General features: G+C 69.2%; 17 protein-coding genes and 1 tRNA gene. 6 read left to right on the forward strand and 12 right to left on the reverse strand.

What is annotated here, in order from left to right:
• Nucleotides 1–3 precede the first annotated feature (3 nt).
• Together rpsG and rpsL are read right to left on the reverse strand one after the other, a co-directional pair.
• Complete coding sequence (rpsG, locus tag BIV23_RS35180) at nucleotides 4–474, reverse strand: 30S ribosomal protein S7 (RefSeq protein ID WP_003992340.1); 471 nt, start codon at nucleotides 472–474, stop codon at nucleotides 4–6.
• A gap of 2 nt (nucleotides 475–476) precedes the next feature.
• Nucleotides 477–848, reverse strand: a complete 372-nt coding sequence (rpsL, locus tag BIV23_RS35185) for a 30S ribosomal protein S12 (protein WP_003948652.1) — start codon at nucleotides 846–848, stop codon at nucleotides 477–479.
• Nucleotides 849–1302: 454 nt separating this feature from the next.
• Here rpsL and BIV23_RS35190 point away from each other — a divergent pair, with 454 nt between their 5' ends.
• The 6 genes from BIV23_RS35190 (at nucleotide 1303) to BIV23_RS35215 (ending at nucleotide 8739) form a co-directional block, all read left to right on the forward strand.
• A complete protein-coding gene (locus BIV23_RS35190; RefSeq protein ID WP_071385028.1) occupies nucleotides 1303–2070 on the forward strand; it encodes a Crp/Fnr family transcriptional regulator in 768 nt (255 codons plus the stop codon).
• Nucleotides 2071–2193: 123 nt separating this feature from the next.
• Nucleotides 2194–3096 (forward strand): hypothetical protein, encoded by a 903-nt coding sequence (locus BIV23_RS35195; RefSeq protein WP_071385029.1) that lies wholly within the window; start codon nucleotides 2194–2196, stop codon nucleotides 3094–3096.
• Nucleotides 3093–5345, forward strand: coding sequence for a hypothetical protein (locus BIV23_RS35200; protein WP_071385030.1), 2253 nt, complete (start codon nucleotides 3093–3095; stop codon nucleotides 5343–5345). The genes BIV23_RS35195 and BIV23_RS35200 overlap by 4 nt, the downstream gene beginning before the upstream one ends.
• Before the next feature lie 87 nt (nucleotides 5346–5432).
• Nucleotides 5433–6914: a hypothetical protein gene (locus BIV23_RS35205; protein WP_071385031.1), complete on the forward strand. Its 1482-nt coding sequence runs from the start codon at nucleotides 5433–5435 to the stop codon at nucleotides 6912–6914.
• Nucleotides 6911–7444 (forward strand): Pycsar system effector family protein, encoded by a 534-nt coding sequence (locus BIV23_RS35210; RefSeq protein WP_079173611.1) that lies wholly within the window; start codon nucleotides 6911–6913, stop codon nucleotides 7442–7444. Before BIV23_RS35205 ends, BIV23_RS35210 begins: the two co-directional genes overlap by 4 nt.
• 50 nt (nucleotides 7445–7494) lie before the next feature.
• Entirely contained in the window at nucleotides 7495–8739 is a 1245-nt protein-coding gene (locus BIV23_RS35215) for a M48 family metalloprotease (protein ID WP_071385032.1), read from the forward strand.
• Between the two features lie 55 nt (nucleotides 8740–8794).
• On the opposite strand, the gene BIV23_RS35220 is transcribed toward BIV23_RS35215, so the two are convergent.
• From BIV23_RS35220 to BIV23_RS35265, 10 genes are all read right to left on the reverse strand, one after another.
• Complete coding sequence (locus BIV23_RS35220; protein WP_071385033.1) at nucleotides 8795–12694, reverse strand: DNA-directed RNA polymerase subunit beta'; 3900 nt, start codon at nucleotides 12692–12694, stop codon at nucleotides 8795–8797.
• Nucleotides 12695–12796: 102 nt separating this feature from the next.
• Nucleotides 12797–16282 carry a DNA-directed RNA polymerase subunit beta gene (gene rpoB, locus BIV23_RS35225; RefSeq protein ID WP_071373365.1) on the reverse strand — a complete coding sequence of 1162 codons (3486 nt, stop codon included), beginning with the start codon at nucleotides 16280–16282 and terminating at the stop codon, nucleotides 12797–12799.
• Nucleotides 16283–16894: 612 nt separating this feature from the next.
• A complete protein-coding gene (gene rplL / locus BIV23_RS35230; protein ID WP_107471362.1) occupies nucleotides 16895–17278 on the reverse strand; it encodes a 50S ribosomal protein L7/L12 in 384 nt (127 codons plus the stop codon).
• A 107-nt stretch (nucleotides 17279–17385) separates the two neighbouring features.
• Nucleotides 17386–17916, reverse strand: a complete 531-nt coding sequence (gene rplJ / locus BIV23_RS35235; protein WP_071385035.1) for a 50S ribosomal protein L10 — start codon at nucleotides 17914–17916, stop codon at nucleotides 17386–17388.
• A gap of 304 nt (nucleotides 17917–18220) precedes the next feature.
• Nucleotides 18221–19156 carry an SCO4651 family lipoprotein gene (locus BIV23_RS35240; RefSeq protein ID WP_071385036.1) on the reverse strand — a complete coding sequence of 312 codons (936 nt, stop codon included), beginning with the start codon at nucleotides 19154–19156 and terminating at the stop codon, nucleotides 18221–18223.
• Nucleotides 19157–19320: 164 nt separating this feature from the next.
• The gene (gene rplA, locus BIV23_RS35245) at nucleotides 19321–20046 is read right to left on the reverse strand and encodes a 50S ribosomal protein L1 (protein WP_071385037.1); all 726 of its coding nucleotides are present in this window, start codon (nucleotides 20044–20046) and stop codon (nucleotides 19321–19323) included.
• Between the two features lie 100 nt (nucleotides 20047–20146).
• Nucleotides 20147–20581, reverse strand: a complete 435-nt coding sequence (gene rplK, locus BIV23_RS35250; RefSeq protein ID WP_018543896.1) for a 50S ribosomal protein L11 — start codon at nucleotides 20579–20581, stop codon at nucleotides 20147–20149.
• 169 nt (nucleotides 20582–20750) lie between these two features.
• Nucleotides 20751–21620 carry a transcription termination/antitermination protein NusG gene (gene nusG / locus BIV23_RS35255; protein ID WP_071385038.1) on the reverse strand — a complete coding sequence of 290 codons (870 nt, stop codon included), beginning with the start codon at nucleotides 21618–21620 and terminating at the stop codon, nucleotides 20751–20753.
• Between the two features lie 80 nt (nucleotides 21621–21700).
• Nucleotides 21701–21988, reverse strand: coding sequence for a preprotein translocase subunit SecE (gene secE, locus BIV23_RS35260; RefSeq protein WP_071385039.1), 288 nt, complete (start codon nucleotides 21986–21988; stop codon nucleotides 21701–21703).
• A gap of 108 nt (nucleotides 21989–22096) precedes the next feature.
• Nucleotides 22097–22169 (reverse strand) — tRNA-Trp (locus tag BIV23_RS35265).
• Nucleotides 22170–22188: the final 19 nt, after the last annotated feature.

Genomic DNA, 22188 nt, shown 5'->3' on the forward strand with positions numbered 1-22188 from the left:
CGACTACCAGCGGTAGTGCGCGAAGGCCTTGTTGGACTCGGCCATCTTGTGCGTGTCCTCGCGCTTCTTGACGGCCGCACCGAGGCCGTTCGAAGCGTCGAGAAGCTCGTTGAGCAGACGCTCGGTCATGGTCTTCTCGCGACGGGCGCGGGAGTAACCGACCAGCCAGCGCAGCGCGAGCGTGTTGGCACGACCGGGCTTGACCTCGATCGGAACCTGGTACGTCGCACCACCGACACGGCGGGACTTGACCTCGAGGGTCGGCTTGATGTTCTCCAGCGCGCGCTTCAGCGTGATGATCGGGTCGTTGCCCGTCTTCTCACGCAGACCCTCCATGGCGCCGTAGACGATGCGCTCGGCGGTGGAGCGCTTGCCGTTCAGCAGCACCTTGTTGATGAGCGACGTGACCAGAGGAGAACCGTAGACCGGGTCGATGATGACCGGGCGCTTCGGGGCGGGGCCCTTACGAGGCATTCTTACTTCTCCTTCTTGGCGCCGTAGCGGGAACGGGCCTGCTTGCGGTTCTTGACACCCTGGGTGTCGAGGGAGCCACGGATGATCTTGTAGCGAACACCCGGCAGGTCCTTCACACGGCCGCCGCGCACGAGCACGATGGAGTGCTCCTGCAGGTTGTGTCCCTCACCCGGAATGTAAGCGGTGACCTCGATCCCGCTGGTCAGACGCACACGCGCGACCTTACGCAGGGCCGAGTTCGGCTTCTTCGGGGTGGTCGTGAACACACGCGTGCAGACGCCACGACGCTGAGGGGAACCCTCGAGTGCGGGCGTCTTGTTCTTCTCGACCTTGTCCTGCCGGCCCTTGCGGACCAGCTGCTGGATCGTAGGCACTACTTCTCCGGTTTCTGTGTGCCGAATGGTGAAGCTAACCTGGAACGTCGCCGACCCACGCGGTCGGGTGTGTCGAATCCCGCAGACCTTGCCGCTAGGGCGAAAGGGCGCAGAGTACGGTGGCCATGTGCGGCTCGCCGTGCGGTTGAAGGCACGCACGAGAGCCAGGGCACACCCCAGGCACAAGGTCTGAGCGTACCTACCTCACGGACTTCGGTCAAAACAAATGGAGCGGGCCCCGACACGCCGGACTTCTCACCTCGTGAGCGAGCTTTCGTCCCACTTGTCCTATGGCTGTCGTACGGCCGCCCCGGCACCACATCGCCCCTGGTCGGAGGGGGCACCGACGACCTTCGGACATTTATGGCCGATTTACAGTCTTGCCGGGGGTACGGCCGATGCGCTTTCAGTACGTTGATCCGTCCGCTGCGGGTGAACGATTCGGGGGGCCGGCATGACGAGCGCGTGGACCACCACGTCGGTACGGGACGACGGCGGCCTGGACGACCGGGTGCCCTTCCTGGCCCGGCTGGAGACCGAGGACCGGGCGGCACTGCTGGCACTCGGCCGGGAGCTGACGTTCCCCGCCCGCACGGTGCTGATCCGCCAGAACGAGCCGTCGTCGTACGTGCTCTTCCTCGTCCAGGGCTGGACGAAGGTGACCGCGGCGGCCACCAACGGCTACGAGGCGCTGCTCGCGCTGCGCGGCCCCGGTGACATCGTCGGCGAGTCGTCGGCGATCACCGGACGGCCGCGGTCGGCGACGGTGACCGCGCTGGAGCCGGTGCGTTCGCTGGCCGTGGAGCACGAACGGTTCCGCGGCTTCCTCCAGCACTCCCCCGCCACGTCCTTCGCGCTGCTGGGCCTGACCGCCGACCGCACCCGCGCCGCCGACCGCCGCCGTCTGGAGTTCGCCTCCCTGAACGTGCGCGAGCGCCTCGCCGTGCTGCTCCTGGAGCTGGCCCGCACCCACGGCCGCCGCACCGAGGAGGGCATCGAGCTCTCCGTACCGCTGAGCAAGCAGGAGCTGGCGGGCTCGGTGGGCGCCTCGCGCGAGATGGTCCAGCGCCTGCTGAAGGAGCTCCGCGACAAGCAGGCGGTCACCACGGGCCGCCGCACCCTCCTGATCCGCCGCCCCGACGTGCTCCGGCAGATAGCGGCGGCGACGGCGACGGAGGGAGCACCGGCGATCCCCTCGCCGCCCAGGTCGCCCGAGGGATGACTCCGGGCCCCGGATTCACTCTGTGCACACGGTCACACTCCGACTGCGTCATCCGCCCTCACGGCCGGCGCCGGCGCCGGGCCACTCTGCTGCTCTGCACGGCGCAACTCCCGAGAGGCGACCATGACCGACCCCGTGAGCCGGACGATCCTGCTGCTGGACATCGAGCGGTTCAGCGACCGAGACGACGTGGAGCAGGCCTATCTGCGGCGCATGCTGTACGACCTCACCGACCGCGTGCTGGAACGCGCGGGCATCGACGAGACCCGGCGGCTGCGGGCCGACCGCGGGGACGCGGTGATGGAGCTGATCGACGCCAACGCCTCGGTCACGGCGCTGCTGCGGGTCCTGCTCGGCGAGGTCCCCGCCGAGCTGCGCGCCGTCAACCGCATGGCGTCCCGCTCCGCGCAGATGCGGCTGCGCGGCGTCGTCGCCACCGGTTACGTCGCCGTGGACGAGCACGACGGCTGGGTCGGCGCCGATCTGAACCACGCCTGCCGGCTGCTGGACGCCGCCCTGCTGCGCCAGGCCCTGCGCGAGCGGCCCGACGACTTCGCGCTGTGCGTCTCGGACGCCCTGTACGCCGGTGTGGTGCGCCACGACCACCCGGGCATCCCAGCCGGCGACTTCCGCCCGGTGACGGTGGACAGCAAGAACGGCCCGCTGCGGGCCTGGCTGCACGGGCCGCTGCCGGTGGGCACGGACCGGGACGCGGCGCGGGATCACGACCACGGTGACACGGGGGAGGTGCCGGGCGGATCGGGGGACCGCCCGGCACCGCGGCCGCCCGCCGCGCCGGAGGGCTCAGGGGGAGCCCCGGCGCCGGGCGCCCCCGCCACCGGGACGTCCATCACCATCCAGGGCGGCACCCTCAGCGGCGGCGTACTCGGCGGCAACCAGTACGGCGGGATCAGCGGCGGCCACTTCAGCGGCGACGTCTCCCTCGGCGAACACCGCGGCGACGGCCGTGGCGACGGCGGCGGGAGAGACGGCCGTGACGGCCGCGGGCGGGGTGCGGACGCATGAGCACGCCCGAGCCGCAGGAAGCGCCCCGCCCGGCCGGACCGCCGGCCCCCGAGCCGGCCGCCGCGGACGAGCCCCGACCGGCCGACGCCGCCGCGGACCCGGACGCGGCCGAGGAACGGGACCAGCCGCAGGACGCCTGGTCGGCCCGGCGCGACCTGGTCGACCACAGCCCGCGCTCCATGAACGTCGGCGCGCGGGCCCGTTTCAGCGGCGGCCTGCTCGGCGGCGACCAGCACGGCGGGATCAGCGGCGGCCACTTCACCGGCGACGTGTTCCTCGGCGGCAAGACGGAGGTCTACCGGGTCGGCGCACCGGGCACCGCGACCCCGGCCTCCGGCGAGGTGCCCGAGGCCACGCTGGCGGAGCTGGAGCGCGGCTTCGCGGCCGACGAGCAGCTGATGGAGCGCCTGCTGCGACGGCTGCGCGAGGACCGGGTGCTGGTGCTATCCGGCGGCCGCTTCACCGGCCGGCGCACCGCCGCGCTGATGCTGCTGCGCCGCCTCGGCGCCCACCCCGTGCGCACCCTGGCCCGCGACACCACCGCCGCCGGTCTCGCCGACCGGTTCGGCGACGAGCACGCCGCACCGGACGCGCCGGGCCGGGACAAGGCCCGCGGCCATGTGCTGTGCGACCTCACGCCGCGCCGCGACCAGCCGCTGCGCTGGACCCATCTGCTCGCCGTCCGCGAGCGCCTCGCCGAGCGGGACGCCTACCTCGTCGTCACCCTCGACCCCGGCGCCGCGCTGGACGACGTGACCGCCGAGGAATGGCGTCCGCCGGCCGCCGCCGAGGTGCTCGCCGCCCGGCTGCGCGCCCGCACCGACGAGGAGACGGCCGGCCGACTGCTCGCCCTGCCGGAGGTCGCCGACTTCCTGGGACGCAGCCACCAGCCGCGCGAGACGGCAGAGTTCGCCGGGCTGCTCGTCCGGTACGCGACCGCAGAGGCCGACGCGGCCGACGTCGCACGGTTCTCGCTGGCGTCGCTGGAGAGCCAGGTCCAGGAGTGGTTCGAGGCCCCGGAGTCCGAACTCCACCTGCGCGACAAGGCCTTCCTCGTCGCCCTCGCCGCCTTCGACGGCGGGCCGTACGCGCTCACCGCCGAGCTGAGCGACCTGCTCTACCGCCACCTCCAGGAGACCGAGAACCGCGCCCGCGTCCCCGAGGTCCCCGTCTTCGGCACACACGTCGGCAAGCGGCTGCAGCTGGCCCGTGCGGAGATGAAGTGGGAGCCCGAGCAGACCGAGTGGGGCCCCGTCGACCAGCAGAAGGCCGTGTTCCGCGACGAGCGCGCCTCGCTGGTGCTGCTGCGCGAGGTGTGGACGGGCCACCCCTCCGCCCGGCCCGCGCTGATCCGCTGGCTGCGCCAACTGGCCGACGACGGACGCCCGTTGGTGCGCACCCGGGCCGCCTCCACCGTGGCGGTCCTCGCCCGCACCGATCTGCCGTCCGCGATGGCGCTGGTCATCGAGCCGTGGGGCACCTCCAAGCGGTACCGGCACCGGCTCGTGGCCGTCAACGCGCTCGCCCTGGCCCACCTGGTCGGCACGCCCAACATCCCGCGCATCCTCGACGCCTGGTGCGAGGACGGCCCGGCGCCGCTGCGCTGGGTGGCCGTACGGGCGTACGGGCTGATCGGGGCGGAGCGCCCGGTGCAGGCCATGGCCGCCCTGCGCCGCGCCGTACGGCGGCTGTACGAGGACCAGCCCGACGACATCGACGGCGAGCTGGCCGACGAACTGGCCGAGGCCGTCGCGCTGTTGCTGCTGTCGGCCGCGAGCGACAGCGTCCTCGGCGAGCTGTGCGCCCACCTCGACGACGACCGTGCCGTACGCGACCTGACGCTGACCGGCTTCATCGGGGCCTGCGAGCACACCGAGGGCGACGAACGGTACGGCGCTCCGCTCGTCCTCGACTGGTTCGCCCGCGCGACCACCGAGCGCGCCACCGCCGCCTTGGTGACCGACGACCGTGGTACGACCGCCGCGCAGGGCGTGCCGTTCCTCTGGCGGGCCGCGCTGGCCGATCTGGGCACCACACGGCAGGCGCTGAGGGTCCTGAGCCGCTGGGTGCTGATCGCCGACCGGTCGGCGCCCGTCGAGTGGGCCCTGGCCGCGCTGCTGCCGAGGCTCGTCACCACCGCCACCGAGTACGAGCGGCTGAGCCATCTGCTGCGCACCATGCCGGGCGAGGACGGCGCCCGTCCGCCCGAGGTCGCGGCCCGCCTGCTGACCGTGCTGTCCGCCCACTGACCCATCCGTCTCACAGACCCGCCCGTCTCACAGACCCGCCCGTCCCGCAGACCGACCCATCCGCAGACCGACCCGGGAAGACACACCATGCCCTCCTTCCGGCAACCCGAGTGGCAGCAGCCCGCCGACCGGCACACCCAGCTGGTCGACCCGGTGCTCACCGTGCGGCAGCTGTCGCGCTTCGAGTTCAACTTCCGATCCCTGGTCCGCATCGACCACGCGCTCGTCTTCTCCACGCCGAAGGGCTCCTACGAGGCCTACCTGCCGCCCCAGCGGCCGACGCGCGCCGAGATCACGGCCAAGCGCTACTCCGCCGTCTACGAGGTGGACATGGGCGTCCACCCGCACACCTCCACCCTGACGCTGCCGAGCGACAACGACGCCTTCGAGTTCACCGCCGAGATCGACCTGTCCTGGCAGGTGCTGGACCCGGCCCGGTTCGTGGCGAGCGGGCACCGGGACGTGCCCGCGCTGGTGCTCGGCGAACTCCAGCAGGCGGCCCGGCCGGTCACCCGCCGCTTCCCGGTCGCGCGCAGCGCCTCGGCCGAGCAGGAACTGCTCCAGGCGGTGACCGTGCTCGGGCCGCTCGGGGCGACCGCGGGACTCCAGGTCACCTGGACCCTGCGGCTGCGGCGCGACCAGGCCGACATCGAGCACCAGCAGCGGCTGCGGGCCATCGACCACTCCGCCACCGAGCAGTCCTTCGCGGCCCAGCGGGGCATGCAGGTCGACGTGGACATGGACCGCCGGCTGCGCCAGCAGGACGCGCTCCAGATCGAGCGGGCCGTCGCGTACGGCACCCAGCAGCAGGAACTCCTGCTCCGGCAGCAGCGCTGGCAGCACGAGCAGGCCATGCTCGCGAGCGGGCAGCACCACGAGCTCGCCCTCCAGCAGGGGCGTCAGCAGGTGGAGTTGCAGCAGATCGAGGCCCAGAAGATCGAGTTCTACCAGTTCCATCTCCAGCAGGGCGGCGTGCACTCCTGGGCCCTCCACCTCGCCCAGCACCCGGAGGACTCCCACCTGGTGATGAGCAGCATGCGCGAGGACCAACTGCGCATGATCCAGGCCCAGATGGACCTGGTGAAGCAGCTGCTGAGCGGCGACACGGCCGAGAACTACGAGCTGGAGGGCCCCAAACAGCTGGCCCTGCGCACGGTCAGCGACATCCTCAACCAGCGCCTCCCCGGCGTACCGCAGAACCCGCCCCTGCTGCCGCAGGGCCCGCCGCAGGCGGTGCCGACGGAGGCGATGCCGGCGGAGCCCGCGAGCCCGACGCAGCCCCTCGCTCCGGCTGCCCCGGCTGCCCCACCGGCCCCACCAGCACCGCCGACCGCGCCCTACACCCCGCCGGGCATGCCCGGTCCGTACGCCACCCCCGGCTTCCCGGCTCCGCCGGCCTACGCGCCGCCGCCCCCGCCCGCCTACGCCCCGACGACACCGGCCTGGCAGCCGCCTCCCGGGTACGGCACGACGCCGACGGTGCCGGATCCGGGTGCGGTTGCGGCGGCGCAGCCGGAGGACACGGAGCCCCCGGCCGCACCCGGCGACGGCGAAGCGAGCGGCACGTGACGACCGCGGACCCCGACGCGCCGGCGGACCCGGACACCCCCACCGCCGCCCGGCTCTGCGCGCGACTGCTCGCCGAGACGCGCGGCGAGATCGCCCACGCCGACAACAAGGCCTCCGTCCTCGTCGCCGCGCTCGGGATGACCGCAGGGGTGTTCAGCGCGCTGCTCGCGGGACGGAAGTGGAGCCCGTCCGCGCTCTCCGTGACCGGCACCGTCGTGTGGTGGGCCGGGGCCCTGTCCCTGCTGGTCTCGCTGCTCGCCCTGCTCCTCGCCGTACTGCCCCGCTACCGGCTCGGCACCTGGACGCCCGGGGAACCGCTGTCGTACTTCGGCGACATCCAACAGGCCGTCCGGCAGGGCCGTCTGGACTCCGCTCTCGCCGACACCGAGCTGCGTCCCACGGCCGGGCTGACCCGCGCGCTCACCGAGAACAGCCGGATCGCCGCGCGCAAGCACCAGTGGATCCGCACCGGGCTCATCGCCTTCTGCGCCGGCACGGTCCTGCTGCCGGCCTCCCTGCTGATCGGCTGATCCGCCGTTCGGCAGCCGTCCCCACGCACGTGAAGGAACGAACGACCGCCATGACCTCACCACCGGACCACCCCGAGCCATCCGTCCGCCCGCACCCCGAGCCGCCCCCGGCGCCGCCGGCGTACCCGACGGCAGCGCCGACGCCCCCGCCCTATCCACAGGCGGCCGCCGCTCCCCCGTACCCGCACACCGCACCCCGGTACCCCGGTCCCCCACAGGCGGCGGCGCCCGTGCCGCCGCAGTACCCGGGCTCCGCTCCGCAGTACCCGACGGCGCCACCGCCCGTGCCCCCGGTCGCGCCCCCCGTCGCACCGCCGGCCCCGGCACAGCACCCGCACCACATCGACACCGACCGGGGCCGCGTCTTCCTCAGCGACAAGCAGCGTCAGACGGACGCCACGGCCTGGGGGAACCTGCTGCTGCACGTGCCCAACTTCCTGTGCAGCCTCTTCGTCGTCGGCCTGGTCGCCGCGTTCTTCGGGGGCTTCGGCATCGTCGTCGTGCTCGCCTGGCTCGCCAGCGGCGCGCTCGTGTTCCACCGGCCCACCGAGAGCGCGCTGGCGCGCCATGTGTTCCGGCTGCGCCACCCCACTCCGCAGGAACGCGCCGTACTCGAACCGGTCTGGCGGGAGGTCACGGCCCGCGCCGGGGTCGAGGGCCGCAACTACGAGCTGTGGGTGGAGGACAGCGACGCCCTGAACGCGGTCGCGGCCGCCGGACACATCGTCGGCGTCACCCGCTTCGCCATGAACGGCCTGCCCAACGGCCAGCTGGCCGCCGTCATGGCGCACGAGCTGGGCCACCACGTCGGCGGCCACGCCTGGTCCTCGCTGCTCGGCTACTGGTACGCCCTGCCCGGCCGGACGGCCTGGCGAGTGCTGAAGGCGGTCTCGGGCTTCACGTTCAGGATCTCGCGTGCCTTCGGCTGCTTCGGCATGGGCTTCCTCGTCCTGGTCGTCGGCAGCGTCGGACTGGCCACCATCAGCACGTTCTACGGCCTGCCGCTGCTGCTCCTGGTCGTGCCGTACGCCCTGGCCGCCGTGGGCCGCCGCGCCGAACTGCGGGCCGACGAGCACGCCGCCGCGCTGGGCTTCGCCCCCATGCTGGCGGCCGTCCTCGACACGATGCACCGGCAGGAGCAGTGGCAGCAGGCCCAGCTGGCCGCACAGGGCGGCGGACGGCACGTCGAGGAGAGCGCACTCGCCCGGCTGCTGTCCTCCCACCCCGACCACCACACCCGGCTGCACCACCTCCAGCCCTACCTGCAGCCGCAGGGCCCGGCACAGAACGGCTGAACACGCCGAAGGGCGGCCACCCCGAAACGGAGTGGCCGCCCTTCATGCTGCTCGCTTACTGGTTGTACGGACCGTAGTCGTAGTCCTCCAGCGGAACGGCCTGGCCGGAGCCGGTGCCGAACGGCGAGTAGTCGATGTCGTCGTAGCCGACGGCCGAGTACATCGCGGCCTTGGCCTCCTCGGTCGGCTCGACCCGGATGTTGCGGTAGCGGGACAGACCCGTACCGGCCGGGATGAGCTTACCGATGATGACGTTCTCCTTGAGGCCGATGAGGCTGTCGGACTTGGCGTTGATCGCCGCATCCGTCAGGACTCGGGTCGTCTCCTGGAAGGAGGCGGCCGACAGCCAGGACTCCGTCGCCAGCGAGGCCTTGGTGATACCCATCAGCTGCGGACGACCGGAGGCCGGGTGACCGCCCTCCTGGACCACACGACGGTTCTCGGTCTCGAACTTCGAGCGCTCGACCAGCTCGCCGGGCAGCAGCTCGGCGTCGCCCGACTCGATGATCGTCACACGGCGGAGCATCTGCCGGATGATGATCTCGATGTGCTTGTCGTGGATCGACACACCCTGCGAGTTGTAGACCTTCTGGACCTCGCCGACCAGGTGGACCTGGACGGCACGCTGGCCCAGGATGCGCAGCACGTCGTGCGGGTTGGTGGCACCCACGGTGAGCTGCTGGCCCACCTCGACGTGGTCGCCCTCGCGGACCAGGACCTTGGCGCGCTTCGAGATCGGGAACGCCGTCTCGTCGCTGCCGTCGTCCGGGGTGACGATGATCTTCTTGGTCTTCTCGGTCTCCTCGATCCGGACGCGGCCGGAGGCCTCGGAGATCGGGGCGACACCCTTCGGGGTACGGGCCTCGAAGAGCTCGACGACACGCGGCAGACCCTGGGTGATGTCGTCACCGGCCACACCACCGGTGTGGAAGGTACGCATCGTCAGCTGGGTACCGGGCTCACCGATGGACTGGGCGGCGATGATGCCGACCGCCTCACCGATGTCGACCAGCTTGCCGGTGGCCAGCGAACGGCCGTAGCACATCGCGCAGGTGCCGACGGCGGACTCGCAGGTCAGGACCGAGCGGGTCTTGACCTCCTCGACGCCACGGGCGACCAGCTCGTCCATGAGGACGTCACCGAGGTCGGTGCCGGCCGGGGCCAGGACCTGACCGTCGACCACGATGTCCTCGGCGAGGCAGCGCGCGTACACGGACGTCTCGACGTCGTCCGCCTTGCGCAGCACGCCGTCCGCGCCCCGCTCCGCGATCCGGAGCTTGAGACCGCGCTCGGTGCCGCAGTCCTCCTCGCGGATGATGACGTCCTGCGAGACGTCGACCAGACGACGGGTGAGGTAACCCGAGTCGGCGGTACGCAGGGCGGTGTCCGCCAGACCCTTACGGGCACCGTGCGTGGAGATGAAGTACTCCAGCACGGACAGACCCTCACGGAACGAGGCCTTGATCGGACGCGGGATGGTCTCGTTCTTCGCGTTCGACACCAGACCACGCATACCGGCGATCTGCCGCATCTGCATCATGTTTCCTCGGGCACCCGAGTCAACCATCATGAAGATGGGGTTCGTCTTGGGGAAGTTCTCGTTCATCGCCTCGGCGACCTCGTTGGTCGCCTTGGTCCAGATCGCGATGAGCTCCTGAGTGCGCTCTTCCTTGGTGATCAGACCGCGCTCGTACTGCTTCTGGACCTTCTCGTCCTGCGCCTCGTAGCCCGCGACGATGGCCTTCTTCGCCTCGGGGACGACGACGTCGGAGATGGCCACGGTCACACCGGAACGGGTGCCCCAGTAGAAGCCGGCCGACTTCAGGTTGTCGAGCGTCGCCGCCACGATGACCTTGGGGTAGCGCTCGGCCAGGTCGTTGACGATCTCGCCGAGCTGCTTCTTGCCCACCGAGTAGTCGACGAACGGGTAGTCCTCGGGCAGCAGCTCGTTGAAGAGCGCGCGGCCCAGGGTCGTCCGCAGCCGGAAGGTGTCACCCGGCTGCCACTCGGGCTCGCCCTCCTCCTGCGCCGGCGGGGTCCAGCCGCGCGGCGGGATGGTGCCCACCGGGAAGCGGATGTCCACGGCCGACTGCAGCGCCAGCTCGCCGGCGTCGAACGCCATGATCGCCTCGGCCGTGGAGCCGAACGCGCGGCCCTCGCCCTTGACGTCACGCAGCTCGCCGTCGGTGGTGAGGAAGAACAGACCGAGGACCATGTCCTGGGTCGGCATCGTCACCGGGCGGCCGTCGGCCGGCTTGAGGATGTTGTTCGAGGACAGCATCAGGATGCGGGCCTCGGCCTGCGCCTCCGCGGACAGCGGCAGGTGCACGGCCATCTGGTCACCGTCGAAGTCCGCGTTGAACGCGGTGCAGACGAGCGGGTGGATCTGGATGGCCTTGCCCTCGACCAGCTGCGGCTCGAAGGCCTGGATGCCGAGGCGGTGCAGGGTGGGCGCACGGTTCAGCAGCACCGGGTGCTCGGCGATGACCTCTTCGAGGACGTCGTACACCACGGTGCGGCCGCGCTCGACCATGCGCTTGGCCGACTTGATGTTCTGCGCGTGGTTCAGGTCCACCAGGCGCTTCATCACGAACGGCTTGAACAGCTCCAGCGCCATGGCCTTCGGCAGACCGCACTGGTGCAGCTTGAGCTGCGGGCCGACGACGATGACGGAACGCGCCGAGTAGTCGACTCGCTTGCCGAGCAGGTTCTGACGGAAGCGGCCCTGCTTGCCCTTCAGCATGTCGCTGAGGGACTTCAGCGGACGGTTGCCGGGGCCCGTGACCGGGCGACCGCGACGGCCGTTGTCGAAGAGCGCGTCGACGGCCTCCTGGAGCATGCGCTTCTCGTTGTTCACGATGATCTCGGGCGCACCGAGGTCGAGAAGGCGCTTCAGGCGGTTGTTGCGGTTGATGACACGGCGGTACAGGTCGTTCAGGTCGGAGGTCGCGAAGCGGCCACCGTCCAGCTGCACCATCGGACGCAGGTCCGGCGGGATGACCGGGACGCAGTCCAGGACCATGCCCTTGGGGCTGTTGGACGTCTGCAGGAACGCGGAGACGACCTTCAGCCGCTTCAGGGCGCGGGTCTTCTTCTGGCCCTTGCCGGTGCGGATGATCTCGCGGAGCCGCTCGGCCTCCTCCTCCAGGTCGAAGGACTCCAGGCGCTTCTGCAGCGCCGCGGCACCCATCGAGCCGTCGAAGTACGTGCCGAAGCGGTCACGCAGCTCGCGGTAGAGCAGCTCGTCGCCCTCGAGGTCCTGGACCTTGAGGTTCTTGAACCGGGCCCACACCTCGTCGAGACGGTCGATCTCGCGCTGCGCGCGGTCGCGCAGCTGCTTCATCTCGCGCTCGGCACCCTCGCGCACCTTGCGGCGCACGTCGGCCTTGGCACCCTCGGCCTCCAGCTCGGCCAGGTCGGCCTCGAGCTTCTTGGCGCGGCCTTCCAGGTCGGCGTCGCGACGGTTCTCGATCTGCTGGCGCTCGACCGAGACGTGCGCCTCCAGGGAGGGCAGGTCGCGGGTACGGCGCTCCTCGTCGACGTACGTGATCATGTACGCCGCGAAGTAGATGACCTTCTCCAGGTCCTTCGGGGCGAGGTCCAGCAGGTAGCCCAGCCGGGACGGGACGCCCTTGAAGTACCAGATGTGGGTGACGGGGGCGGCCAGCTCGATGTGGCCCATCCGCTCACGGCGCACCTTGGCGCGCGTGACCTCGACGCCACAGCGCTCGCAGATGATGCCCTTGAAGCGGACGCGCTTGTACTTGCCGCAGTAGCACTCCCAGTCCCGGGTCGGACCGAAGATCTTCTCGCAGAAGAGTCCGTCCTTTTCGGGCTTCAGGGTGCGGTAGTTGATGGTCTCGGGCTTCTTGACCTCACCGTGGCTCCACTGACGGATGTCGTCAGCGGTGGCCAGGCCGATCCGGAGCTCGTCGAAGAAGTTGACGTCGAGCACTATGCGTCAATCCCTCTCAGGGTCGTAAGTCTGTGGTCTGAAACGGGGGCCTGGGGGTCGGCGGGGGCCTCACTCATCGGCGAGGCCCCTGCCGGACTCCCGTCAGACCTCTTCGACGCTGCTCGGCTCGCGCCGGGACAGGTCGATACCGAGCTCCTCCGCAGCGCGGAAGACGTCCTCGTCGGTGTCGCGCATCTCGATGGACATACCGTCGCTGGACAGCACCTCCACGTTCAGGCAGAGCGACTGCATCTCCTTGATGAGCACCTTGAAGGACTCGGGGATGCCGGGCTCGGGGATGTTCTCGCCCTTGACGATGGCCTCGTAGACCTTCACGCGGCCGGTGACGTCGTCGGACTTGATGGTCAGCAGCTCCTGGAGGGCGTACGCGGCGCCGTACGCCTCCAGCGCCCACACCTCCATCTCACCGAAGCGCTGGCCGCCGAACTGCGCCTTACCACCCAGCGGCTGCTGGGTGATCATCGAGTACGGACCGGTCGAGCGGGCGTGCAGCTTGTCGTCGACCAGGTGGTGCAGCTTGAGGATGTACATGTAGCCGACCGAGATCGGGTCCGGGAACGGCTCACCGCTACGGCCGTCGAACAGCCGCGCCTTGCCGGACGGGAGCACCATGCGCTCGCCGTCGCGGTTCGGGATGGTGTGCTGCAGCAGACCCGCCAGCTCGTCCTCGCGGGCACCGTCGAAGACCGGGGTCGCGACGTTGGTGCGCGGGGCGACCTGGTCGGCGCCGATGGCCTGGAGGCGCTGGGCCCACTCGTCCGCGAGGCCGGAGACGTCCCAGCCGCGGCTGGCGAGCCAGCCGAGGTGGATCTCCAGGACCTGTCCCGGGTTCATTCGGGACGGGACACCGAGCGGGTTCAGGATGATGTCGACCGGGGTGCCGTCCTCCAGGAACGGCATGTCCTCGATCGGCAGGATCTTGGAGATGACACCCTTGTTGCCGTGCCGGCCGGCGAGCTTGTCACCGTCCGTGATCTTGCGCTTCTGTGCGACGTAGACGCGGACCAGCTGGTTCACGCCCGGCGGCAGCTCGTCGCCCTCCTCGCGGTCGAAGACGCGCACGCCGATGACCTTGCCGGTCTCGCCGTGCGGCACCTTCAGCGAGGTGTCACGGACCTCACGGGCCTTCTCACCGAAGATCGCGCGCAGCAGGCGCTCCTCGGGGGTCAGCTCGGTCTCACCCTTCGGGGTCACCTTGCCGACGAGGATGTCACCGGCGATGACCTCGGCACCGATGCGGATGATGCCGCGCTCGTCGAGGTCGGCGAGGACCTCCTCGGAGACGTTCGGGATGTCCCGGGTGATCTCCTCGGGGCCGAGCTTGGTGTCACGGGCGTCGACCTCGTGCTCCTCGATGTGGATCGAGGAGAGGACGTCGTCCTGCACGAGGCGCTGCGACAGGATGATCGCGTCCTCGTAGTTGTGACCCTCCCACGGCATGAACGCCACGAGCAGGTTCTTGCCGAGGGCCATCTCGCCGTTCTGGGTGGCCGGACCGTCGGCGAGGACCTGGCCCTCGATGACGCGGTCGCCCTCGTTGACGATGACCTTCTGGTTGACCGAGGTGCCCTGGTTGGACCGGGAGAACTTGGCCAGGCGGTACGTGATGTACGTGCCGTCGTCGTTGGCGGTGGTGATGTAGTCCGCGGAGACCTCCTGGACCACACCGTCCTTCTCGGCCTTGACCACGTCACCGGCGTCGACGGCGGAGCGGTACTCCATGCCGGTGCCGACGAGCGGGGACTCGGACTTGATCAGCGGCACGGCCTGACGCATCATGTTCGCGCCCATGAGGGCACGGTTGGCGTCGTCGTGCTCGAGGAAGGGGATCATGGCGGTCGCGACCGACACCATCTGGCGCGGCGAGACGTCCATGTAGTCGACGTCGTCACCGGCGACGTAGTCGACCTCGCCGCCACGGCGGCGGACCAGGACGCGGTTCTCGGCGAAGCGGAGCTCGTCGGTCAGCGTGGCGTTGGCCTGCGCGATGACGAAGCGGTCCTCCTCGTCGGCGGTCAGGTAGTCCACCTCGTCGGTGACCTGGCCGCCCTCGACCTTGCGGTACGGGGTCTCGACGAAACCGAACGCGTTGACGCGGCCGTAGGAGGCGAGCGAGCCGATCAGACCGATGTTCGGGCCTTCGGGCGTCTCGATCGGGCACATGCGGCCGTAGTGCGACGGGTGCACGTCACGGACCTCGAAGCCGGCCCGCTCACGGGAGAGACCACCCGGGCCGAGGGCGTTCAGACGACGCTTGTGCGTCAGCCCCGACAGCGGGTTGTTCTGGTCCATGAACTGGGACAGCTGCGACGTACCGAAGAACTCCTTGATCGACGCCACGACCGGGCGGATGTTGATCAGGGTCTGCGGCGTGATCGCCTCGACGTCCTGGGTGGTCATGCGCTCGCGCACGACGCGCTCCATACGGGCGAGACCCGTGCGGACCTGGTTCTGGATCAGCTCGCCGACGCTGCGGATACGACGGTTGCCGAAGTGGTCGATGTCGTCGGTCTCGACCATGATCGTGCGGCCGGACTCGCCGGTCGTCTCGGTCTCGCCGGCGTGCAGCTTCACCAGGTACTTGATGGTGGCGATGACGTCGTCGGTGGTGAGCACGCCGGCGTCCAGCGGCTCGTCCGCGCCGAGCTTCTTGTTCACCTTGTAGCGGCCGACCTTGGCGAGGTCGTAGCGCTTCGGGTTGAAGTACAGGTTCTCCAGCAGCGTCTGCGCGGCCTCGCGCGTGGGGGGCTCGCCCGGACGCAGCTTGCGGTAGATGTCGAGCAGCGCGTCGTCCTGGCCCTGGGTGTGGTCCTTCTCCAGGGTGGCGCGCATGGACTCGTACTCGCCGAACTCCTCGAGGATCTGCTCGGTCGTCCAGCCGAGAGCCTTCAGCAGCACGGTGACCGACTGCTTGCGCTTGCGGTCGATACGGACACCGACCATGTCGCGCTTGTCGATCTCCATCTCCAGCCAGGCACCCCGGGACGGGATGATCTTGGCGGAGAAGATGTCCTTGTCGGACGTCTTGTCGATGGAGGAGTCGAAGTAGACACCGGGGGAACGGACCAGCTGAGACACCACGACACGCTCGGTGCCGTTGATGACGAAGGTGCCCTTGTTCGTCATGAGCGGGAAGTCGCCCATGAAGACCGTCTGGGACTTGATCTCACCGGTCTCGTTGTTGGTGAACTCGGCGGTGACGAAGAGCGGGGCGGCGTACGTGAAGTCGCGCTCCTTGCACTCGTCGATGGAGTTCTTCGGCGGCTCGAAGCGGTGGTCCCGGAACGTCAGGGACATCGACCCGGAGAAGTCCTCGATCGGGGAGATCTCCTCGAAGATCTCCTCCAGACCGGACTTGGTGGGGACGTCCTGACCGTTCTCCAGAGCCTCCTCGACCCGACTCTGCCAGGCGGTGTTGCCGAGCAGCCAGTCAAAGCTCTCGGTCTGCAGCGCGAGCAGGTTCGGAACCTCGAGAGGCTCCTTGATCTTTGCAAAGGAGATGCGCAGCGGGGCGGTGCTGGCGCCGTTGTTCGTATTCGCGGTCGAGGCATTGCGCGAGGCGGCCAAGAGGGGGTCCTTCCGAGGGCTCGGACTCACTACGCGCGTGCCGGCCCCTCTCCCATGCATAGAGACAGAAACCCCAGGTCAAGGGAGCTTTTGTCGTCGATGCTCGAGTGAGGGCAGACCCCTGGTGACGGGCAGGGGACAGCTAACAGGCAGCGCAAAGGGTCAGTGTAGCCACTTGGCACACTGATGTCCAGTCCCGGGTTGCTGAGACCCTTGTGACTCTCGTTGTTCTCAACGCCTTCGTCAACGCCCTCGGCATGCTGCCCTCAACGCACGTTGATACTGCCCTCTTCGTCGTCGATCCATGCCTCGGATTCGGATCCTTGTGACGACGCGTCCTGAGAATTGCGCGCTGCGTGCGGTTCGTCAAGGCCCCCCAGTCCGAAGCGGGCGGTCCGCGGACGGTCCGGAGACACGACGAAGATCACCATACCCCTCGCTGTCGCGAGTGCAAGGCAACCGTGGTCGGGCCCGCCGGGAACGCCGAAGAGCGACCACCCGGATGGATGATCGCTCTTCGGTGCGTTCGCGTTACAGCCCTGCGTGGCGCTTTTCACGGCGCCACGAGGCTGCGGTCAGCGCGCGTTCGAGTCCCTGAGGACCCGGAAGGTGTTACTTGACCTCGACGGAGGCACCGGCGCCCTTGAGGGCCTCGGCGGCCTTGTCAGCGGCCTCCTTGTTGACCTTCTCGAGGACCGGCTTCGGGGTGCCGTCGACCAGGTCCTTGGCCTCCTTGAGGCCCAGGGAGGTGAGCTCACGCACGACCTTGATGACCTGGATCTTCTTCTCGCCGGCGCCGGTGAGGATGACGTCGAACTCGTCCTTCTCCTCAGCAGCCTCGGCGGGGGCGGCCGGGCCGGCCGGGCCCGCGACGGCGACCGCGGCGGCGGCGGTGACGTCGAACTTCTCCTCGAACGCCTTCACGAACTCGGAGAGCTGGATGAGGGTCATGCCCTCGAACTCGGCGAGCAGTTCGTCCTGGGTGAGAGCCATGATGGCTTTCCTTCCACTCAATCGGCAGGTGCCGGATGTACATGAATGGCGGGCGTACGTTCGGCCCGCTACGACCGCTGCCTCAGGCGGCGGTCATGATGCGAGCCGAATTACTCGGCACCGCCCTGCTCGTCCTGCTTGGCGCGAAGAGCGTCCACGGTGCGGACGAGCTTCGAGGGAAGCGCCTGGAAGAGCTGAGCAGCCTGGGACTGCTTGCCCTTGAAGGCACCCGCCAGCTTGGAGAGCAGAACCTCGCGGGACTCGAGGTCCGCAAGCTTCTTGATCTCGTCGGCGGACATCGCCTTGCCGTCAAGGACACCGCCCTTGATGACGAGATTCGGGTTGTCCTTGGCGAAGTCACGGAGACCCTTCGCCGACTCCACCGGGTCACCGGTGACGAAGGCGACAGCCGTCGGACCAGCGAAGAGCTGGTCGTCCAGCGTGATCCCGGCCTCGTTGGCCGCAATCTTGGTCAGCGTGTTCTTCACCACGGCGTACTGGGCGTTCTCACCGAGCGACCGGCGCAGCGTCTTGAGCTGCGCCACGGTGAGACCGCGGTACTCGGTCAGCACGGCGGCGTTGGAGCTGCGGAACTTGTCCGTCAGCTCGGCAACCGCGGCAGCCTTGTCGGGCCTCGCCATAGAGCCTCGGCCTCCTTCCGGGTGATTCTGACCGCGCGGACCCGAAGGAGGACTGGGTAAACGAAACGCCCCGGCGCAGGCGCTCGGGGCGGACTCGACCGGCCGCACGCACGCGGGGCGCGCATACTCCGGGAGTTCTTCCACTGACACCTGCGCGGGTCGTCCACTTTTCAGCGGATCCTTCGGCCACCGCACCCTCGTGGGAGCGCACGGCAACGACCAGCGGTCTTTGGCTTCGGGAAGAGAGTACGGGAACGGGCCGCACGGGAGCAAATCCGGCGGCCCGCCCGTCCAGCAAGGCGCGTCAGGAGGCGCTGGCGGAGCCGCTCGCCACGTTCCCCGAGCCGGGGGTGCCGAGTGACTTCATCAGGTCCTTGAAGTCCTTGGTGTCGCCGGCCGGGGGCGCCTCGGCGGAGACCTGCACGCCGTAGTCGCTGTAGTAGGCGGTGTTGGTCAGGAGCCCCTTGGTGGTGTTCGCCTTCTCGGTCTTCTTCACCGGCAGGTTCTGGTCGTTGAGCCAGATGTCGATGGTCTCGGTGGCGATCCCCGCCTTGTCGAGCTGCTGCTTCAGGGCCGTCAGCTGGGCCGCATCGAGGTTGCTGCTCCTGCCCGCGAGATCGGCGACGTTCACCGTGCCCGAGTAGTGCGTGGCGCGGGTACCGGAGACCGTCTCCTCGCCCACCTTCTTCACGTCACCGGAGGCCAGCAGCATCTGCACGGACCGGGTCGGCGTGGAGTTCTGGAGCTCGTCCTTCGTGTACGCCCCGGAGGCGCCGCCGAGCCGGGCGAGGTCGTCGTACGAGTACTTGATCCAGTGCTTGCCCGCCAGGTGCTCGGCGGACGCGCCGCCCATGTTCACGTACATGGCGTCCGGCAGATACCGGGCGTGCATCTGCGCCCCCATGCCCGCCTTGTGCATGGCCTCGGCCATCTTGCCGCCGGTGTAGCCGACGGTGAGGTCGCCCTGGAGGCCGCTGCCCCAGCGCACGGCGCCGCTCGACGACATGGTCATCACGTCGCCGATGGACATGGTGGAGCGCACCTTGGCCGAGTTCGCCTTGTCGGTGGACTGCTCGGCGGTGCGCAGCACGGCGGCGATGGGGCTGACGTGGATCGTCTGGCCGCCGGCCGCCTTGTCGCTCTTGCCCGAGCCGCTGGAGGAGCCGCAGGCCGCCACGGACGTCAGTGCGGCGGCGGCCGCTATGCAAAGGGCCGTACGGCGGACGGTCGTGCTCTTCATCTGGTCCCACCCCTGTGAGTCGTGTGTCCTGCACGGTAGCCCAGGGCACTGACAGCCGTTCGAGAGGCTGCGCAAAGAAAGGACGGGCCCCGCACCTGGAAGGTTGCGGGGCCCGCCCTCTGCTTCACACGTCCCTGACGCGGCTACCGGGGTGAGCGGAAGGCTCAGACGGCGGCCGGGTCCTCCTCGACGAGGAGGTTGCGGGTGCGGTTCGGGTCGAGCTGGATGCCGGGGCCCATGGTGGTGCTGACCGCGGCCTTCTTGATGTAGCGACCCTTGGCGGCGGACGGCTTCAGACGGAGGATCTCCTCCAGCGCGGCGCCGTAGTTCTCCACCAGCTTGGCGTCGTCGAAGGACGCCTTGCCGATGATGAAATGCAGGTTCGAGTGCTTGTCGACGCGGAACTCGATCTTGCCGCCCTTGATCTCGGTCACAGCCTTGGCGGTGTCCGGGGTCACGGTGCCGGTCTTCGGGTTCGGCATCAGACCACGCGGGCCGAGGACGCGGCCGAGACGGCCGACCTTGCCCATGAGGTCAGGGGTGGCGACGACGGCGTCGAAGTCCAGACGGCCCTTCGCCACCTCGTCGATCAGCTCGTCGGCACCGACGATGTCGGCGCCCGCGGCACGCGCGGCCTCGGCACGGTCACCGGTCGCGAAGACCAGGACCCGGGCGGTCTTACCGGTGCCGTGCGGAAGGTTCACGGTGCCACGGACCATCTGGTCGGCCTTGCGCGGGTCGACACCCAGACGGAAGGCGACCTCGACGGTGGCGTCGAACTTGGTCGTGGAGGTCTCCTTGGCGAGACGGACGGCCTCGAGCGGGGCGTACAGCTTCTCCCGGTCGACCTTGGCGTCCGCAGCGCGGAGAGCCTTGCTGCGCTTGCTCACAACTTGCTCCTGTGTGTTCTGTAAGGAGTCGTGGTCTCTGGGCCGAGCAGGCCCTGCCACGTGCGACCGGCTACGGCCGCATGACTGCTGGGGGGTGAGGTCAGCCCTCGACCGTGATGCCCATGGAACGGGCGGTGCCGGCGATGATCTTCGACGCGGCGTCCAGGTCGTTGGCGTTGAGGTCGGGCATCTTGGTCGTGGCGATCTCGCGGACCTGCGCCTCGGTGATCTTGGCGACCTTGGTCTTGTGCGGCTCGCCGGAGCCCTTCTCGACACCAGCGGCCTTGAGGATCATCTTCGCGGCCGGCGGCGTCTTGGTGACGAAGGTGAAGGAGCGGTCCTCGTAGACCGTGATCTCCACCGGGATCACCCAGCCACGCTGCGACTCGGTCGCGGCGTTGTACGCCTTGCAGAACTCCATGATGTTGACGCCGTGCTGGCCCAGCGCGGGGCCGACCGGCGGGGCCGGGTTCGCCGCACCGGCGTTGATCTGGAGCTTGATGAGCCCCGTGACCTTCTTCTTCTTGGGAGGCATTACTCTCCGGGTCCTTTCGATTCGGGTCCATGCCCGCGCGCGGAACGAGTCCTGACGCAGGCATACCGCACAACGATAACGGGTATAGATGCGCGGCTTAAAACCGAGCAGGTCAGACGGGCTGAGACAGCCTGCCTGACCTGCTCGGAAGCGGTGACTCCAGAGAGAACTAGTTCTTCTGGATCTGGTCGAAGGACAGCTCGACCGGCGTCTCGCGACCGAAGATCTCCACCAGACCCTTGACCTTCTTGGAGTCGGGGTTGATCTCGTTGATGGTCGCCTGGAGCGTGGCGAACGGGCCGTCGGTGACGGTGACCGAGTCGCCGACCTCGAAGTCCAGCACCTGGACCTCGACCTTGCGCTGCGGGGCGGGCTTGCCCTCGGCCTCGGCGGCCTCGCGGGCGGCCTTCTCCTCGGCCTCCGGGGCGAGCATCTTGACGATCTCGTCCAGGGTCAGCGGGTACGGGTCGTAGGCGTTGCCGACGAAGCCGGTGACGCCCGGGGTGTTGCGGACGACGCCCCAGGACTCGTTGGTCAGGTCCATGCGGACCAGGACGTAACCCGGCAGCTTGTTCTGCTTGATCGTCTTGCGGTCGCCGTTCTTGATCTGGACGACCTCTTCCTGCGGCACCTCGGCCTGGAAGATGTAGTCCTCGACGTTCAGCGAGACGGCGCGCTGCTCCAGGTTGGTCTTCACGCGGTTCTCGTAACCGGCGTAGGTGTGGATGACGTACCACTCGCCGGGCAGGATGCGCAGTTCCTGGCGCAGGGCCTCGACGGGGTCGACCGGCGCGGCCGGCTCCTCCTCGGCGGCCTCCGCGACAGCCTCTTCGGCTTCTTCCGCCTCTTCGGCTTCCTCGCCGTCCTCGTCCTCGACGTGCAGCGCGGCTTCCTCGGCCGGCTCGCCCGCCTCGTCGTCGGCAGCCTCGACCTCGTCCAGGTCCTCGTCCGCACCTTCGACGATGTCGAGCTCGTCTTCCACGGACTCGACGTCCTGCCCGTGCGACTCGATGGCGTCGTTCAGGTTCTGGTCAGACACGGTGGCTGCTTCTTCCTGGATACATAGGGGTGGAACATGCGAAAACGGGCGCCGGTACCACGGCGCCCTTCGCTCTTGGCTCAGCCGAAGACGTACTTGGCCGCGTGGTTGAGCCCATAGTCAATCACGGTCACCAGGGCGATCATGATGGCGACGAAGAAGATCACCACAGTGGTGTACGACGTCAGCTGGTTGCGAGTCGGCCAGACGACCTTGCGGAGTTCCGCGATGATCTGGCGGTAGAAGGTGGCGAGGCGCTTCAGCGGGCCCTTCTTGGCGCGCTTGCCGCCCTTGCGGGCCTTCTTCTTGGACTCGGACACCTCGTCCTGGGCATCAGGCGTGTCGATGGAGCCCACGGCGTCCGTCATGCGTCCTCACCTGGTCCCGGGTCATGGCCGTGCCGCGCCCGGTTTCTGGAGCCGCACGGCGGTGCATTACTGAACGTACATGCGCACACATCCTGGCGGTGTGTGTAGCAGGGCCGGAGGGACTTGAACCCCCAACCGCCGGTTTTGGAGACCGGTGCTCTACCAATTGAGCTACGACCCTTTGTGTGTCCCCCAACGTA

Origin of the sequence: Streptomyces monashensis (assembly GCF_001866665.1) — a bacterium.
GTDB lineage: Bacteria > Actinomycetota > Actinomycetes > Streptomycetales > Streptomycetaceae > Streptomyces > Streptomyces monashensis.

What these genes read in the sequence shown, in the direction of transcription:
- BIV23_RS35195 (WP_071385029.1), top strand. Translation starts at nt 2,194, where the DNA reads ATGACCGACCCCGTGAGCCGGACGATCCTGCTGCTGGACATCGAGCGG.
- secE (WP_071385039.1), bottom strand. Translation starts at nt 21,988, where the DNA reads ATGACGGACGCCGTGGGCTCCATCGACACGCCTGATGCCCAGGACGAG.
- BIV23_RS35240 (WP_071385036.1), bottom strand. Translation starts at nt 19,156, where the DNA reads ATGAAGAGCACGACCGTCCGCCGTACGGCCCTTTGCATAGCGGCCGCC.
- BIV23_RS35205 (WP_071385031.1), top strand. Translation starts at nt 5,433, where the DNA reads ATGCCCTCCTTCCGGCAACCCGAGTGGCAGCAGCCCGCCGACCGGCAC.
- BIV23_RS35215 (WP_071385032.1), top strand. Translation starts at nt 7,495, where the DNA reads ATGACCTCACCACCGGACCACCCCGAGCCATCCGTCCGCCCGCACCCC.
- BIV23_RS35200 (WP_071385030.1), top strand. Translation starts at nt 3,093, where the DNA reads ATGAGCACGCCCGAGCCGCAGGAAGCGCCCCGCCCGGCCGGACCGCCG.
- rplJ (WP_071385035.1), bottom strand. Translation starts at nt 17,916, where the DNA reads ATGGCGAGGCCCGACAAGGCTGCCGCGGTTGCCGAGCTGACGGACAAG.
- rplK (WP_018543896.1), bottom strand. Translation starts at nt 20,581, where the DNA reads ATGCCTCCCAAGAAGAAGAAGGTCACGGGGCTCATCAAGCTCCAGATC.
- BIV23_RS35190 (WP_071385028.1), top strand. Translation starts at nt 1,303, where the DNA reads ATGACGAGCGCGTGGACCACCACGTCGGTACGGGACGACGGCGGCCTG.
- rpsG (WP_003992340.1), bottom strand. Translation starts at nt 474, where the DNA reads ATGCCTCGTAAGGGCCCCGCCCCGAAGCGCCCGGTCATCATCGACCCG.